This is a genomic window from Pseudomonas sp. PsB, assembly GCF_043658375.1.
In the GTDB taxonomy this organism is placed as follows: Bacteria; Pseudomonadota; Gammaproteobacteria; order Pseudomonadales; family Pseudomonadaceae; genus Aquipseudomonas; species Aquipseudomonas putida_Z.
Genome location: NZ_JBIGLU010000016.1, coordinates 60,698 through 75,067 on the forward strand (window position 1 = coordinate 60,698; position 14,370 = coordinate 75,067).

At 63.8% G+C, this 14,370-nt stretch carries 16 protein-coding genes; 10 read left to right on the forward strand and 6 right to left on the reverse strand.

Annotated features, from left to right (window positions below; all coding sequences use genetic code 11):
- The first annotated feature begins 144 nt into the window (after nt 1–144).
- Entirely contained in the window at nt 145–450 is a 306-nt protein-coding gene (locus ACGLHT_RS18970) for a DUF6482 family protein (protein WP_013970818.1), read from the forward strand.
- A gap of 85 nt (nt 451–535) precedes the next feature.
- Nucleotides 536–1,153 (forward strand): FKBP-type peptidyl-prolyl cis-trans isomerase, encoded by a 618-nt coding sequence (locus tag ACGLHT_RS18975; RefSeq protein ID WP_003256315.1) that lies wholly within the window; start codon nt 536–538, stop codon nt 1,151–1,153.
- Nucleotides 1,154–1,280: 127 nt separating this feature from the next.
- On the opposite strand, the gene ACGLHT_RS18980 is transcribed toward ACGLHT_RS18975, so the two are convergent.
- The 3 genes from ACGLHT_RS18980 to ACGLHT_RS18990 all read right to left on the reverse strand — a co-directional run bounded on the left by ACGLHT_RS18980 (nt 1,281) and on the right by ACGLHT_RS18990 (nt 3,087).
- Nucleotides 1,281–1,526, reverse strand: a complete 246-nt coding sequence (locus tag ACGLHT_RS18980; RefSeq protein WP_003256316.1) for a hypothetical protein — start codon at nt 1,524–1,526, stop codon at nt 1,281–1,283.
- 84 nt (nt 1,527–1,610) lie between these two features.
- Nucleotides 1,611–1,952 (reverse strand): zinc ribbon domain-containing protein YjdM, encoded by a 342-nt coding sequence (locus tag ACGLHT_RS18985; protein WP_009686103.1) that lies wholly within the window; start codon nt 1,950–1,952, stop codon nt 1,611–1,613.
- A 166-nt stretch (nt 1,953–2,118) separates the two neighbouring features.
- Nucleotides 2,119–3,087, reverse strand: coding sequence for a polyprenyl synthetase family protein (locus ACGLHT_RS18990; protein WP_003256318.1), 969 nt, complete (start codon nt 3,085–3,087; stop codon nt 2,119–2,121).
- A gap of 244 nt (nt 3,088–3,331) precedes the next feature.
- Between ACGLHT_RS18990 and rplU the strand changes: the two genes are divergently transcribed.
- The 5 genes from rplU to ACGLHT_RS19015 all read left to right on the forward strand — a co-directional run bounded on the left by rplU (nt 3,332) and on the right by ACGLHT_RS19015 (nt 7,028).
- A complete protein-coding gene (gene rplU / locus ACGLHT_RS18995; RefSeq protein WP_003247466.1) occupies nt 3,332–3,646 on the forward strand; it encodes a 50S ribosomal protein L21 in 315 nt (104 codons plus the stop codon).
- 38 nt (nt 3,647–3,684) lie between these two features.
- Nucleotides 3,685–3,942 carry a 50S ribosomal protein L27 gene (gene rpmA / locus ACGLHT_RS19000; RefSeq protein WP_003247464.1) on the forward strand — a complete coding sequence of 86 codons (258 nt, stop codon included), beginning with the start codon at nt 3,685–3,687 and terminating at the stop codon, nt 3,940–3,942.
- A gap of 189 nt (nt 3,943–4,131) precedes the next feature.
- On the forward strand, nt 4,132–5,358 hold the full coding sequence (cgtA, locus tag ACGLHT_RS19005; protein ID WP_274119765.1) for an Obg family GTPase CgtA: 1,227 nt from the start codon (nt 4,132–4,134) through the stop codon (nt 5,356–5,358).
- 85 nt (nt 5,359–5,443) lie between these two features.
- Nucleotides 5,444–6,562 (forward strand): glutamate 5-kinase, encoded by a 1,119-nt coding sequence (gene proB, locus ACGLHT_RS19010; protein ID WP_025337635.1) that lies wholly within the window; start codon nt 5,444–5,446, stop codon nt 6,560–6,562.
- A 22-nt stretch (nt 6,563–6,584) separates the two neighbouring features.
- On the forward strand, nt 6,585–7,028 hold the full coding sequence (locus ACGLHT_RS19015; protein WP_274079183.1) for a CreA family protein: 444 nt from the start codon (nt 6,585–6,587) through the stop codon (nt 7,026–7,028).
- A 126-nt stretch (nt 7,029–7,154) separates the two neighbouring features.
- Here ACGLHT_RS19015 and mksF read toward each other — a convergent pair whose 3' ends face one another.
- From mksF to mksB, 3 genes are read right to left on the reverse strand one after another with little or no spacing between them, the layout of a single operon-like run.
- Entirely contained in the window at nt 7,155–9,989 is a 2,835-nt protein-coding gene (gene mksF / locus ACGLHT_RS19020; RefSeq protein WP_015268901.1) for an Mks condensin complex protein MksF, read from the reverse strand.
- Nucleotides 9,986–10,693: an Mks condensin complex protein MksE gene (gene mksE, locus ACGLHT_RS19025; protein ID WP_013970824.1), complete on the reverse strand. Its 708-nt coding sequence runs from the start codon at nt 10,691–10,693 to the stop codon at nt 9,986–9,988. Before mksE ends, mksF begins: the two co-directional genes overlap by 4 nt.
- Nucleotides 10,683–11,972 (reverse strand): Mks condensin complex protein MksB, encoded by a 1,290-nt coding sequence (gene mksB, locus ACGLHT_RS19030; protein ID WP_274079177.1) that lies wholly within the window; start codon nt 11,970–11,972, stop codon nt 10,683–10,685. Before mksB ends, mksE begins: the two co-directional genes overlap by 11 nt.
- Nucleotides 11,973–12,399: 427 nt before the next feature.
- Between mksB and ACGLHT_RS19035 the strand changes: the two genes are divergently transcribed.
- Genes ACGLHT_RS19035 through can form a run of 3 tightly spaced genes read left to right on the forward strand, consistent with a single transcriptional unit; the run spans nt 12,400 to nt 14,328 of the window.
- A complete protein-coding gene (locus ACGLHT_RS19035) occupies nt 12,400–13,185 on the forward strand; it encodes an energy transducer TonB (RefSeq protein ID WP_274119764.1) in 786 nt (261 codons plus the stop codon).
- Complete coding sequence (gene rimI, locus ACGLHT_RS19040; protein WP_063911193.1) at nt 13,182–13,637, forward strand: ribosomal protein S18-alanine N-acetyltransferase; 456 nt, start codon at nt 13,182–13,184, stop codon at nt 13,635–13,637. The genes ACGLHT_RS19035 and rimI overlap by 4 nt, the downstream gene beginning before the upstream one ends.
- A gap of 52 nt (nt 13,638–13,689) precedes the next feature.
- Entirely contained in the window at nt 13,690–14,328 is a 639-nt protein-coding gene (gene can / locus ACGLHT_RS19045; RefSeq protein WP_025337641.1) for a carbonate dehydratase, read from the forward strand.
- Nucleotides 14,329–14,370 lie beyond the last annotated feature (42 nt).

Sequence of the window (14,370 nt, forward strand, 5' to 3'; positions counted from 1 at the left end):
TTCGCAATCCCTCTGGGAGCGGGCAAGCCCGCGAAGAGGCCGGCACGGTCCAACTGACGAGCGGCGTCAGTCATGCCTTGTGCATTCGCCCTTTCTGTACAAAAAATGAGCTCTCATGCGTGGTTCCCATCGCGAGGTGCTCTCATGAACCTGCATCAGCTCAACACCGAGGCCAGGGCTGGCCATGTCGACGAACTGAACCTGATCGCCATCGAAGGCGGTGACTACCTGCTCGAAGCGCGGATCAAAGGCCACCCCCATCCTCTCTCCGACACCCGTGGTGAACGCTTGCGCGTGCATTCGGTGGAGGATGCGCGCAAGTTGCTGCAAACCATCCCCATGGTCTCGATGAACCTGGTGCACTGGTCGGTGCAGGACGAAATGTGCGGCATGGGCACGCACCCGGAAGAAGACTTGAAGGTGCCGATTTCCCAGCGCTCGGCCTGGTAGCTGCTCGCAGCGCCCCAGTGTGCTAGGCTGCTCGCCCTTTTCATCAAGGGCGCGGCTTCACTGCGCCCTGCAGTGGAGCACGACAATGTCCGAACTCAACCTGTCCACCGACGAAACTCGCGTCAGCTACGGCATCGGCCGTCAGCTGGGCGGCCAGCTGCGCGACAACCCGCCACCGGGCGTCAGCCTGGAAGCCATCCTGGCTGGCCTGACCGATGCCTTCAACGGCGCCGACAGCCGCGTCAGCGAAGCCGACCTGTCGGCCAGCTTCAAGGTGATCCGCGAAGTGATGCAAGCCGAAGCAGCTGCCAAGGCTGAAGCCGCTGCTGCCGCTGGCAAGGCATTCCTGGTCGAGAACGCCAAGCGTGACGGCATCACCACCCTGGCTTCGGGCCTGCAGTTCGAAGTACTGACCGCAGGTGAAGGCGCCAAGCCGACCCGCGAAGACAATGTGCGCACCCACTACCACGGCACCCTGATCGACGGCACTGTGTTCGACAGCTCCTACGACCGTGGTCAGCCGGCTGAATTCCCGGTAGGTGGTGTGATCGCTGGCTGGACCGAAGCCCTGCAGCTGATGAACGCTGGCAGCAAATGGCGCCTGTACGTGCCGAGCGAGCTGGCCTACGGCGCCCAAGGCGTTGGCAGCATCCCGCCGCACAGCGTGCTGGTGTTCGACGTCGAGCTGCTCGACGTTCTGTAATGCCCTCGGGGCCGCTTTGCGGCCCATTCGCGGGCAAGCCCGCTCCCACAGGTACAGCGCAGGATTCAAATGCTGTGGAGTCCCTGTGGGAGCGGGTTCACCCGCGAAGAGGCCGGCCCTGCCAGCCTCAATTCCAGTCTGTCCCCCCGGGGCGCAACGCCCGCGCATAGCAGAACAGAAACAGATTCCGCACCAGCTCCTTGAGTACCCCCGGTTCACTCGAATTCAGCCCGCTCATGTCCAGGTCGCCCTGGTCACGCAGCTCGTCGAGCGCTTCTTCTTCAAGCACCGCGCACACTTCGCCGGTTTCCCGATGAAGAATGCGCAGGTAGGGGTGAGGGCGGTCCAGCCAGGCGTCGATCAGATAAGTCATGGCTATTCTCCTTGGATAGCAGTCCCAATGAGAATAATTCTTATTATCTGAATAGCAAGCGCCAATTGGCGGTTTTTTGGAAAATCAGACCTTGCGTACGAACTCGGACTTCAGCTTCATGGCGCCGATGCCGTCGATCTTGCAGTCGATGTCGTGGTCGCCGTCGCACAGGCGGATGTTCTTGACCTTGGTGCCGACCTTGACCACCAGGGACGAGCCCTTGACCTTGAGGTCCTTGATCACGGTGACGGTGTCGCCATCCTGCAGGATGTTGCCGACCGAGTCCTTCTTCACCACCTCGTCGCTGGCCGCTTCGGCGTCGCCGCTGGCCGACCACTCGTGGGCGCATTCAGGGCAGATCAGCTGCGTGCCATCCTCATAGGTGTATTCGGAGTTGCATTTCGGGCAGGGTGGCAGAGTGCTCACTTCGGTTCCTCAAACAAACAGACGGGCGGTTAAAAACCCGAATTGTATAAGGTATTTTTTCGGAAGTGATTATGTCCGGACAAAAGCATCGCGGGCAAGCCAGCTCATACAGGCGACGCAATCCTGTAGGAGCGGGCTTGCCCGCGAATGAAGACGACTCGGTCTATCAGTGAGTACGCGCGACAGCAAACTCGCTCAACTCGACCAGCGCATCACGATATTCGCTGGCCGGCAGCACTTCCAGGCACTGGATGGCACGCTTCACATAGTCACGCGCCAGCTCCGCCGTGTACTTCAGAGCACCCGACTCCTCGACTGCCACGCGAATCTGCTCCAGGTCTTCCAGGCCACCCTTCTGGATCGCCTGGCGCACCAGCGCAGCCTGTTCGGCGGTGCCTTCGCGCATGGTGTAGATCAGCGGCAGGGTAGGCTTGCCTTCGGCCAGGTCGTCACCGACGTTCTTGCCCAGGGTCTGCGAGTCGCCCTTGTAGTCCAGCAGGTCGTCGACCAGCTGGAACGCCACGCCCAGGTGGTCACCGAAGGTACGCAGGGCCTCGCGCTGTTCGTCGGTTGCTTCGGCCAGCGCGGCGGCGCTGTGGGTCGAAGCCTCGAACAGCATCGCGGTCTTGCCGCGGATGACCTCCATGTAGACTTCCTCGGTGGTGCTGGCGTCGCGTACCCGCGACAGCTGCAGCACTTCACCTTCGGCAATCACGCGGGTGGCCTTGGACAGGATCTGCATGACCGGCATCGAGCCCAGTTCGACCATCATCTCGAACGAGCGCGAATAGAGGAAGTCGCCCACCAGCACGCTCGGCGCGTTGCCCCACAGGGCATTGGCGGTGGAGCGGCCACGGCGCATGCCGGACATGTCGACCACGTCGTCGTGCAGCAGGGTAGCGGTGTGCAGGAATTCGATGGTGGCAGCCAGCAGGCGCAGGTCGTCGCCTTCGCGGCCCAGGGCCTTGCCACACAGCAGCACCAGCAGGGGGCGCAGGCGCTTGCCACCGGCGGACGTGATATAGTCGCCGATCTTCGATACCAGCGGCACGCGCGAGGTCAGCTGCTTCTTGATGATCTCGTCGACGGCGCTGAAATCATCAGCCACCGCGCGGTAGAAGGATTGGGGTTGCATCGGCTGCTCCAGTGAGGTTGCGCGGCATGCTAGGTCGCGGGTCCCGGTGTGTCAAGGCGCGGTGCCAGCGCCCCGGGGGCGGCACTTGCAAGCAAAACCGCGGTTGCGTACAATCGCGCACCCTAACTTCCTGGGCAGCACCTGCCTTACGCAATTGCACCGGGCCGTTCCAGCCCTGTGCAGCCATGCCAGCCAATACTCATCATATAAAGCGCTGGGTGAGCAGGATTATCGGAGAAATACCATGTCTTACGCAGTAATCGTTACCGGCGGCAAGCAGTACAAAGTCGCTGAAGGTGAATTCCTCAAGATCGAAAAACTGGAAGTCGCCACTGGCGAATCCGTGACCTTCGATCGCGTCCTGCTGGTCGCCAACGGTGAAGAAGTCACCATCGGTGCTCCAGTTGTTGCTGGCGCTAAAGTAGTGGCCGAAGTCGTTTCGCAAGGCCGCCACGACAAGGTTCGCATCATCAAGTTCCGTCGTCGTAAGCACCACATGAAGCGTATGGGCCACCGCCAGTGGTTCACCGAGATCAAAATCACCGGTATCCAGGCTTAATCCCCTAGATCCCCTGAATTTATTTGGAGAATTGAACCATGGCTCACAAGAAGGCTGGTGGTAGTACTCGTAACGGTCGCGACTCAGAATCGAAACGCCTTGGCGTGAAGATGTATGGCGGCCAGGTTATCAAGCCAGGCAACATCATCGTCCGTCAGCGCGGCACCGAATTCCACGCTGGCTACGGTGTTGGCATGGGCAAGGATCACACCTTGTTCGCCAAGATCGAAGGCGTGATCAAGTTCGAGAAAAAAGGCGAGTTCATGCGCCGTTACGTGAGCATCGTCGCCGCTTAATCGCGACGTCGCTCCAGAAGCCCCGTCATGCGACGGGGCTTTTTCGTTTGTGGTGAGCCTCTTGCAAAGCTGTTTGTATGGGCTGCCGGCGTGGGTTTCTACGGTCGTACGGGGCCGCCGCGCTCATTTTTGCAAGAGCCTCAGGTTTTTCAGGTATTCAACTCGCCAGCAGGCGAGAGGCGGTTTTGAATGAAGTTTGTTGACGAAGTATCCATTCGGGTCAAGGCCGGTGACGGCGGCAACGGTTGCATGAGCTTCCGTCGCGAGAAGTTCATCGAGAACGGTGGCCCCAACGGTGGTGACGGTGGCGACGGTGGTTCGGTGTACATGATCGCCGACGAAAACCTCAACACCCTGGTCGACTATCGCTACACCCGTCACCACGAGGCCCAGCGTGGCGCTAACGGCGGCAGCACCGACTGCACCGGCAAGAAGGGCGACGACCTGTACCTGCGTGTGCCGGTCGGCACTACCGTGATCGACGCCTCCACCCAGGAAGTGATCGGTGACCTGGTCACCCCGGGCCAGAAACTGATGGTCGCCCAAGGCGGCTGGCACGGCCTGGGCAACACCCGCTTCAAGTCCAGCACCAACCGTGCACCGCGCCAGACCACCCCGGGCAAGCCAGGTGACCAGCGTGACCTGAAGATGGAAATGAAAGTGCTGGCCGACGTCGGCCTGCTGGGCCTGCCGAACGCCGGCAAGAGTACCTTCATTCGCTCGGTTTCGGCCGCCAAGCCGAAAGTGGCCGACTACCCGTTCACCACCCTGGTGCCGAACCTGGGCGTGGTCAGCGTCGACCGCTGGAAGAGCTTCGTCATCGCCGACATCCCCGGTCTGATCGAAGGTGCTTCCGAAGGCGCCGGCCTGGGTATCCGCTTCCTCAAGCACCTGGCGCGTACCCGCGTGCTGCTGCACCTGGTGGACATGGCGCCGCTGGACGAAAGCAGCCCGGCCGATGCCGCCGAAGTCATCGTCAACGAGCTGACCCGCTTCAGCCCGTCGCTGGCCGAGCGCGAGCGCTGGCTGGTGCTGAACAAGGCCGACATGGTCATGGACGACGAGCGCGACGAGCGGGTCAAGGAAGTGGTCGAGCGTCTGCAGTGGGAAGGCCCGGTCTACGTGATTTCGGCCATATCCAAGCAGGGCACCGAAAAGCTCAGCCACGACCTGATGCGCTACCTCGAAGACCGCGCCGACCGCCTGGCCAACGACCCGGCTTATGCCGAAGAGCTGGCTGACCTTGACCAGCGCATCGAAGACGAAGCCCGTGCCCAGCTGCAGGCCCTGGACGACGCCCGCACCTTGCGCCGTACCGGCGTCAAGAGCGTGCACGACATCGGCGACGATGACGGTTGGGACGATGATTTCGAGGACGACGAAGACGGCCCGGAAATCATTTACGTGCGCGACTGACCGGTTGCAGTACACTAAACGCCGCTCTTCGGAGCGGCGTTTTTGTATCCACGGTATCTACAGATTCGACATAGGTTGGAAGAAGATGCGAAGCAAGGTGACGGGCGCCAAGCGCTGGGTCGTGAAGATTGGCAGTGCTCTGCTGACCGCCGATGGCAAAGGCCTCGACCGCGGTGCCATGGCCGTTTGGGTCGAGCAGATGGTCGCGCTGCGTGAGGCAGGCGTGGAGTTGGTACTGGTCTCCTCCGGGGCCGTGGCTGCCGGCATGAGCCAGCTGGGCTGGACGTCGCGACCGAGTGCGATGAACGAGCTGCAGGCGGCTGCCTCGATCGGCCAGATGCGCCTGGTGCAGGCCTGGGAGTCGAGCTTCGGCGAGCACGGCAAGCACACCGCGCAGATCCTGCTGACCCATGACGACCTGTCCGACCGCAAGCGCTACCTGAACGCCCGCAGCACCCTGCGCACGCTGGTCGACCTGGGCGTGGTGCCGGTGATCAACGAAAACGATACCGTGGTTACCGACGAGATCCGTTTCGGCGACAACGACACCCTGGCGGCGCTGGTGGCCAACCTGGTCGAGGCTGACCTGCTGGTGATCCTCACCGACCGCGATGGCATGTTCGATGCCGACCCGCGCAACAACCCCGACGCCCAGCTGATCTACGAGGCCCGCGCCGACGACCCGGCACTGGACGCCGTGGCCGGCGGTACCGGTGGCGCCCTGGGCCGTGGCGGCATGCAGACCAAGCTGCGCGCCGCGCGCCTGGCAGCCCGTTCCGGTGCTCACACCATCATCATCGGTGGCCGCATCGAGCGCGTGCTGGATCGCCTCAAGGCTGGCGAGCGTCTGGGTACCTTGCTGTCGCCCGAGCGCGGCATGCTTGCCGCGCGCAAGCAGTGGCTGGCCGGCCACCTGCAGACCCGTGGCACCCTGGTGCTGGATGCCGGTGCCGTGCAGGCGCTGCGCCAGGCCAACAAGAGCCTGCTGCCGGTTGGCGTGAAGACCGTGCAGGGCAGCTTCCGCCGTGGCGAGATGGTGGTGTGCGTCGGCCCGGACGGCCATGAAGTGGCGCGCGGCCTGGCCAACTACAGCGCCCTGGAGGCGCAGAAGATCATTGGCCAGCCATCGGATGCCATCGAAAGCATCCTGGGCTATATCGCGGAGCCTGAGCTGGTGCACCGCGACAACCTGGTTCTGGTCTGAGGGCGCGCACGTGCTGAAAAGGATGATTACCGTGGCGGCACTGGCGTTGCCGATGCTGGCCGGGGCCGAGGAAATCGGCCAGGTGTCCACCGTGTTCAAGTTCCTCGGGCCGAATGACCGTATTGTGGTCGAGGCGTTCGACGACCCCAAGGTCGAGGGTGTGACCTGCTACCTGTCGCGGGCCAAGACTGGCGGCGTGAAGGGTGGGTTGGGGTTGGCGGAGGACCGGGCGGAGGCATCGATTGCCTGTCGTCAGGTCGGGCCGATCAGCTTCAAGGGTGAGCTGAAGGATGGCGAGGAAGTGTTCAAGGAACGCACCTCGCTGGTGTTCAAGACCATGCAGGTGGTGCGCTTCTTGGACAAGAAGCGCAATACGCTGGTGTACCTGGTGTACAGCGACCGCATGATCGAAGGCAGCCCGCAGAATGCGGTGACCGCGATTCCGATTCTGCCTTGGGCTCATTGATAGCTTGGTAGATCCTGGGAGGCCTTTGGCCTCCATCGCGACACAAGGCCGCTCCTACAGGGGGACGCGAATCCCTGTAGGAGCGGCCTTGTGTCGCGAAAGGGCCGCAAAGCGGCCCCAATTACCTCAGGCCAATTCCTCGGCCTGATGATCCTCACGCACAACCGCCTTCACCTCATCGCGACGGCTGATGAACTTCCAGTCCGCCTCGTCGATGTAGATGCCATTCGGCCCGCTACCACCTTCCAGGTCGATCGCCACGCGTGCAGACACCTGCGGCTTCACGCTCGCCAGGATCGGCACGAAGCCCAGCTGCAGGCTGGTTTCCAGCAGCGCAGCCTGGTTGCGTTCGTCGATGTCCGCCGCTTCGTCCAGGTAGTACGGCAGGCGGATGCGCCCGGCCAGGTCGCGGTCCATCAGGTGCAGCAACAGGTACATGTTGGTCAGCGCCTTGATGGTCATGGTGGTGCCGTTGGATGCCGCGCCGTCGATGTCGGCATGGATCACCGGCTGGCCGTTGACCTTGGTGATCTCGAACGCCAGCTCGAACAGGTCCTTCAGGCCCAGCTGGTTGTGGTTGGCTGCCACCAACCGTGCCAGGTATTCCTTGGCCTCTTCGTTCTTGTTGTCCTGCTCGGCGCTCTGGGTCAGGTCGAACACCGACAGGGTTTCGCCTTCTTCGTACTGACCGGCGCTGTGGATGATCTGGTCAATGTGCTTGAGCGCTTCCTTGTTCGGCGCCAGCACCACGCGGAAGCTCTCCAGGTTGGATACCTGGCGCTTGTTGATCTCGCGGTTGAACAGGGCCAGCTGGTGCTCGAGGCTGTCGTAGTCGCTGCGGATGTTGCGCAGGGTCCGGGCGATGTCGGTGACCGCGGCGCGGCGGGCCTTGGCCAAGGTCAGGGCTTCGTCGGTGCGGTGCGCATAGGCATTCACCAGCAGTTGCAGGCGGCGTTCCATGTCGTCTTCGCTGTCGAACTTGGCCACGCCTTTCAGGCGCACCTGGGCGTACAGCGCCTCGATCTGGTTGTCCACCCGCTGCAGGCTCTGCCAGCTGTCCTGGTAGTCGTTGAGCAGTGGCAGCAGGTTGTCCATCGAGTCGTCGATGGCTTCCATGTACGGCGTGCCGTAGGGCAGGTCGGCCGGCAGCAGCTGGCGACGGCGCAGGGCGTCTTCCAGGGTGCGCTGCTTGGCCTCGAGGTCGCCGATCTGCCGGCCGACCAGTTGCAGCTTGGCCGACAGCTGCTGGACGCGTTCGGTGAAGGCGTCGCTGGAGCGCTTGAGTTCGTCCTGGGCGGCTTCGAGCTGCGACAGCTGCTCCAGCTTCTCGGGCTCTTCGGCGGCCAGGGTTTCGCTGCGGCGGAAGTCTTCCAGCGCTTTCTGCGCGTCCAGTACTTCCTGGTACAGGGCCTCGGTCTGCGCCTTGGAGGCGGAGCGGTCGGCGGCCACGGCCTGCTGGGTCTTGAGCTGCTTCAGCTCTTTTTCCAGGCGCTCTTTCTGGTCACGCAGGGCAGCACGGTCGGCCAGGGCCTGCAGCGCCGGTGGGTCGATGTGCGACAGGTCGATGGACAGGCCCGGGGCTTCGAAGCGTTCGCCCTTGAAGCCGTCGAGTACCGCTTCCAGCGATTTTACCCACAGGTCGCTGTCGTCCAGTTCGATACCGCGGTCACCCAGCGGCAGGCTGAACAGCGCGCCATTGAACAGGCGCATCAGGCGGTCGACGTCCTGCTGCGAGAACTCTTCGCGCAGGCGGGCGTAGCTGTTGTTGTCGGCGTGGTCGAGCTGCTGCTTGACCTGCTTCAGGCGCTTTTCCAGGTCGCGGACGCGTTCGTCCAGGTCTTCGGCGCTGAACTGCCGCGACTGGGCCAGGGCGCCGGCCAGTTCGTCGTGGGCGTCCTTGGCCGCCAGCAGTTGCTGCTCCAGCACCTTGACGTCATCGACCAGGGCGAAGCGGTGCTTGAGCACCGACAGCTCGCCCAGCCAGCGCTGGATACCGGTGATTTCACGCTCCAGGCGCATCAGCTCCTGAGTACCGCCGCGCTGGTCGTTCTGCAGGCGGTCCTGCTCGCCACGGTAGTGCTCGGCCTGGATCACCAGCTCTTCCTTGCGCGCCATGGCGTATTCCTGCCAGGTGCCCAGCAGGGTGTCGAGCACTGGCGAAATGCGGTGCAGCTTGCCGCGCAGGATGTCGCGCTGGGCCACGCCACCGGCCAGGGCCTCGACCAGCGGGCCGGCGGCGACCAGGGCGTTGTAGTCCTGTTCCATGCGGCGCACGTCGCGGAAGGCTTCCTCGCACGCGGCGATATAGTCGACGCTACCAGAGCGCAGGCTGTGCTCGAAGGCGTCGAGGAACAGTTGCTTGAGCTTGGCGGCGGTGATTTCGCGCATGTGCAGCAGGTTGATGAACAGCGCGCGGAAGGTTTTCAGGCTTTGCTCGCTGGTCGAGCGCAGCGGGATCATGGTCAGGTCCAGCGGCACCGAGGTGTGGCCACCGACCAGCAGACGACGCAGTTCGTCCGGCTTCAGCTCGTAGGCCTTGATCCCCAGGCGCTCGAGGTTGGTGAACAGCTCTTTCTGGCGCAGGCAGGTGTCGTTCTTCTGGTAGTGGGCCAGGTCCAGTTCGCCCTTGTAGGCAAAGAACTGGTGGCCGAAACCGCCGCCCGGGCCGCGGCCGACAACGCCGATGACGTGCGGGCCGTGGGGCAGGCTCAGTTCGCAGAGAATGTACGAGGTGTCGCTGGCGAAGTAGAAGCGGCGCGACTGCTCGAGGCTGTACTTGCCGAAGCTCATGTCCGACATGCGCGCCAGGATCGGGAACTGCAGGGCGTTGATCGACGCCGATTTACCCAGGTTGTTGGCACCGTATACCGACAGTGGGTGCTCCAGCGGGAACAGGCCAAGGCTGTAGCCGGCGGTGTTGAGCAGTGCGAAGCGGCGGATGCCGTAGCGTTCCTGGCTCATGCGTCAATCTCCTGTTGCTCTTCGCGGATCGCCCGGGCCAGGGCTTCCTCTTCGCTTTCCTCGCCCTCGAAGGGGCTGAGGTCGAGCGGGTCGTCGGTGCGGTTGAGTTCTTCGGGGCTTTCTTCCTCGACCAGTACCGGGGTCGGCAGCGGTAGGTCGCTGTGCAGCGTGGCCGCCAGGTCGCGGTCCTGCTGCACGGCCAGGCACACGTCGAGGAAGCGATGCATCGGTGGCAGGAAGCGGTAGATGCCGCCTTCCTCGAAGGCGAAGCCGAGCTGGGTCATGCGGCGCAGGATTTTTTCTTCCAGCTCGTCCACGGTCTGCACTTCGGCCTGCAGGAACAGGTCGCGGTACTTGTCCAGCAGCGAGGGCAGTTCGTCACGGCCGATGCTGCCGCCATCGAGCACGGCCATCGGGTCGCGGCCCTGGTCGGCCAGGTGTTCGACCAGGATGAAGGTGAACAGCGACAGGCGTTGCGCGGTCTTGTTGACCTGCGCGGCGGTCATGTCCGGCACGAAGTAGTAGAAGCCACGGGTGTCGCACACCAGTTCGAAGCCCAGGGCCTTGAACAGGGTGCGGTACTGGTCCTGGAAGTTCGACAGCTGGGCGTACAGCTCGGGGTCGCGGCGGCTGACGTGGAAGCCTTTGAACAGCTCGCGGAAGATCGGCGCGAGCTGGGACAGTTCGGAAAGATCAAGATGCATGGGCTGGGCTCGCGTTGGATTCGGTAGGCGCGCTGGCGGCGTCTTCGCGGCTGGAGGTCAGGGCGAACGAGCGCAGGCTGACCAGGTGTTCCTGGGTGATGTACTCGCGGCGGTCGAGGCGTTCGCGCTTGAAGCGCTTTTCTCGCGACAGGCGCGAGAACCAGTACAGCAGCTCGTCGGTGGCGCCTTCGGGTTCTTGCTCCAGCAGCCAGACCATCAGGTCGGGCAGCGGCAGGGCCTGTTCGCAGCGTTCGGCCATTTCCTTGACCGTGCGCGGTGCACGGGGCAGGGCGCCGGACTGGATCTTGTGGGCCTTGGGGAAGCGCGCCGGCTTGGGCTCGAAGCGGGCCAGGGCGTAGACATAGGCCTCGACCTGGCTGGCGCTGCCGAGGAAAGTGCTTTGCGGGCGGGTGAACATCGGCATGGCCGCTTGCGGTACGGCGTCGATGCCCTTGCGCCGGATCACCGACAGGGCCAGTGCGGCGCCACGGGTCACGGCGTTGTGCCGGCGGGCTTCCTCACGCAGCGGCAGCAGCAGTTCGCGGGCGTGGCGCAGGGTCAGCTGGGCGCTGGTCTGCATTTCCAGGATGCGCGCGTGGGTGCGCAGCAGCATGTCGTCGTCGACCAGGTGGCCCAGGCGCGCCTGTTCGCCCAGCAGCTTCAGCAGCACGGTCTCGACCTTGCGCACGCCCTGTTCGAAGGCACCGTCGGCGTTGACCAGCTGGATCATCGGCTCGACATACTCGTCCCAGGTCGCCAGTACTTCGGCATAGCGCTGGCGCAGGGGGATCTGGCGGTTGCTGGTCTTGGCCCGCTCGGCCACGGCCACCAGTGCCTGCTCGTCGTTGTCGAGCTTCTTCAGTACATCGCGCACGCGCATGTCGAGCAGGCGCAGCTGGCGCGCCAGGTCGTCGCTGTCGCGGTTGTCGAAGGCGTCCTGGATATGCCCGGCCAGGCGCTCCAGGTGGCGCAGGTAGGCTTCGATCTCCAGGCACAGGCCCAGCCGGTGTTCGCGGCGCAGGTAGGCGAGGAAATCGTGGATCTGCGCGTTGAGCTCGAAACGGTTCGGGCTCTTGGCCACCGGGACCAGGATATCCAGGCGGATCCACACGTCGAGCAGCTGGGTGATGTCCTGCGGGGTGCTCTCGACCTGCTGGCGGGCCACATGCTGACGCAATTCGACCAGGCTCAGGGTGCCCTGGTCGAAACGCTCGCACAGCGGCTCGATCAGGGCCCAGTGTTCGGCTAGGGCGCGCAGGACGCGCTTGGGTTCGATCATTGGCTTCGACTCGTTGCCAAGAAAAAGGGAGCGATTGTACTGCATACGGGGGGGAGGTTTTCACCCCTTGGTCTGTAATGAGAAATAGCCTTGTGTGTATATGGGTATGGTTCGGTTTTTGTAGTGGCATTTAGATCGAGCGCCGCCCGCGCGGCGCTTCGCAGCACAAGGCTGCTCCTACATCTGTTTCGGGCCAATTATTTCTGAAGGAGCGGCGCGCGGCCCTTTGGTGTTCACCTCGATATCGTGCAGGGCAAACAAGGCGGCCGCGTGCGCGGGGACAGGCGTGACTGGCCAGAAACAAATGTAGGAGCAGCCTTGTGCTGCGAAGCGCCGCGCGGGCGGCGCTCGGTCTGATAGGCGCTGCAAAAACCAAGGCGTACACGTTAGAATGGCCCTTTGTCTCCACCCCTCGGAACCCCGCCCCTTGCTCACCGAACCCCGTCGCCGCGCCTACCTTTCCGCCATGCAAGTGGTGCACTGGCTGCCGCGCGCCGAACTGCCGTTCGCCGCACCGTCGCGGCCCGAGCTGCTGCTGCCGGTGGCGCCGGTCGAGGACCTCGATTTCGACGTCAGGCCGGCACCGGCTGCCAACGAGGCGCCAGTCACCTCCCAGGCCCGCTCCGGCGAGCGACCGAAAATCGAGATTCCGCGCCCGAGCAATGCGCCCAAGCCGGCCGCCAAGCCCGCCGAGGCCGAGGAGCAGGCCGCGCCACCGCGCCCGGCCCCGGTGCCACCCCCGCGCTTCTCGTTGCAGTTGCTGCGTGCCGGCAGCTGCCTGCTGCTGGTGGAGTTGGCCACCGGCCAGCCGTTCCAGAGCCGCGACCCGTCCTACCTGCTGCTCAAGGACATGCTGCGCGCCGCCGGCCTGCCCGACGCCCCGCAGATCATCGGCGAGCCGGTGCGCTGGCCGCTGCTGGTGCGCGGCAACATGGACCAGGGCCCGGAGGCGGCGCGCGATTTCGTCCAGGGCTTTGTCCAGGCGCGCCTGGAAGACGCCCCGTGCACCTGCCTGTGGCTGGTCGGCCTGCCGGCGCTGCGCTTTGCCGCCAATGTCGACGGCGAAGCCTATTACCAAACCCTGAAGCTCGAGGGCCTGGGCGAAGCCTGGGCGTTGCCGGGCCTTGAACTGTTGATGGACGAGCCGCAGCGCAAGGCGGACGTCTGGAAAGCCATGCGCCAGCTGATGGCGCGCTGGAAGAGCGTTGAATGAGTGACTCGATCAGCTTCCGCCCGATGACCGAGGCGGATCTGGATGCCGTACTTAAGATCGAATATGCCGCGTTCAGTCATCCCTGGACTCGAGGGATCTTTCAGGATGCGCTCAAGTCGTACGAAATCTGGCTGATGTTCGACGGCCAGCAGCAGGTGGGCCATGGGGTGATCAACGTGATCATCGACGAGGCGCACCTGCTCAACATCACCGTCAAGCCGGAAAACCAGGGCCGCGGCCTGGGCCTGCGCCTGCTCGAGCACCTGATGGCCCGGGCCTACCAGCTCAATGGCCGGGAGTGCTTCCTGGAAGTGCGCGCCAGCAACCAGTCGGCCTATCGTTTGTACGAGCGCTACGGTTTCAACGAAATCGGCCGCCGCCGCGACTATTACCCGGTTGCCGGTGGCCGTGAAGACGCCCTGGTGATGGCCTGCACCCTGCTCGAGGACTGACCTTGCAGGGGCTGGCGCTGTCACGCAGGCAAACCCTGATGAGGCAACGACCATGCACGACCTGCAGGAACTGATCGACAACAACGCCCGCTGGGCCGACGCGATCAACCAGCGCGACCCCGACTTCTTCGCCAAGCTGGCCCGCCAGCAGACTCCCGAATTCCTCTGGATTGGCTGCTCCGACGCCCGCGTGCCGGCCAACGAAATCGTCGGCATGCTGCCGGGCGATCTGTTCGTCCACCGCAACGTTGCCAACGTGGTGCTTCACACTGACCTCAACTGCCTGTCGGTGATCCAGTACGCGGTGGAAGTACTGAAAGTGCGGCACATCCTGGTCACCGGCCACTACGGTTGCGGTGGTGTGCGCGCCGCCATGCAGGACCGCCAGCTGGGCCTGATCGACGGCTGGCTGCGCTCGATACGCGACCTGTATTACGAAAAGCGCGCCGAGCTGGCCAAGCTGGACAACGAAGAGGCGAGGGTCGACCGCCTGTGCGAACTGAACGTCATCCAGCAGGTGGCCAACGTGGCCCATACCAGCATCGTGCAGAACGCCTGGCACCGTGGTCAGGAACTGTCTGTGCATGGCTGCATCTATGGCATCAAGGATGGCCGGTGGAAGAGCCTGGACACCACCATCAGCGGCTTCGCCCAGCTACCGCCGCAGTATCGGTTGCGGGCGTTGGAGTAGCAGTTTGTCGCAACTCTCCTTGCGGCAACCCGGGTTTTGAAA

Bases quoted from the DNA above. Each gene is read 5' to 3' on its own strand.
- ACGLHT_RS18970 (WP_013970818.1), top strand. From the start codon at position 145: ATGAACCTGCATCAGCTCAACACCGAGGCCAGGGCTGGCCATGTCGAC.
- ACGLHT_RS18975 (WP_003256315.1), top strand. From the start codon at position 536: ATGTCCGAACTCAACCTGTCCACCGACGAAACTCGCGTCAGCTACGGC.
- ACGLHT_RS18980 (WP_003256316.1), bottom strand. From the start codon at position 1,526: ATGACTTATCTGATCGACGCCTGGCTGGACCGCCCTCACCCCTACCTG.
- ACGLHT_RS18990 (WP_003256318.1), bottom strand. From the start codon at position 3,087: ATGCAACCCCAATCCTTCTACCGCGCGGTGGCTGATGATTTCAGCGCC.
- rplU (WP_003247466.1), top strand. From the start codon at position 3,332: ATGTCTTACGCAGTAATCGTTACCGGCGGCAAGCAGTACAAAGTCGCT.
- rpmA (WP_003247464.1), top strand. From the start codon at position 3,685: ATGGCTCACAAGAAGGCTGGTGGTAGTACTCGTAACGGTCGCGACTCA.
- cgtA (WP_274119765.1), top strand. From the start codon at position 4,132: ATGAAGTTTGTTGACGAAGTATCCATTCGGGTCAAGGCCGGTGACGGC.
- proB (WP_025337635.1), top strand. From the start codon at position 5,444: ATGCGAAGCAAGGTGACGGGCGCCAAGCGCTGGGTCGTGAAGATTGGC.
- ACGLHT_RS19015 (WP_274079183.1), top strand. From the start codon at position 6,585: ATGATTACCGTGGCGGCACTGGCGTTGCCGATGCTGGCCGGGGCCGAG.
- mksF (WP_015268901.1), bottom strand. From the start codon at position 9,989: ATGAGCCAGGAACGCTACGGCATCCGCCGCTTCGCACTGCTCAACACC.
- mksE (WP_013970824.1), bottom strand. From the start codon at position 10,693: ATGCATCTTGATCTTTCCGAACTGTCCCAGCTCGCGCCGATCTTCCGC.
- mksB (WP_274079177.1), bottom strand. From the start codon at position 11,972: ATGATCGAACCCAAGCGCGTCCTGCGCGCCCTAGCCGAACACTGGGCC.
- rimI (WP_063911193.1), top strand. From the start codon at position 13,182: ATGAGTGACTCGATCAGCTTCCGCCCGATGACCGAGGCGGATCTGGAT.
- can (WP_025337641.1), top strand. From the start codon at position 13,690: ATGCACGACCTGCAGGAACTGATCGACAACAACGCCCGCTGGGCCGAC.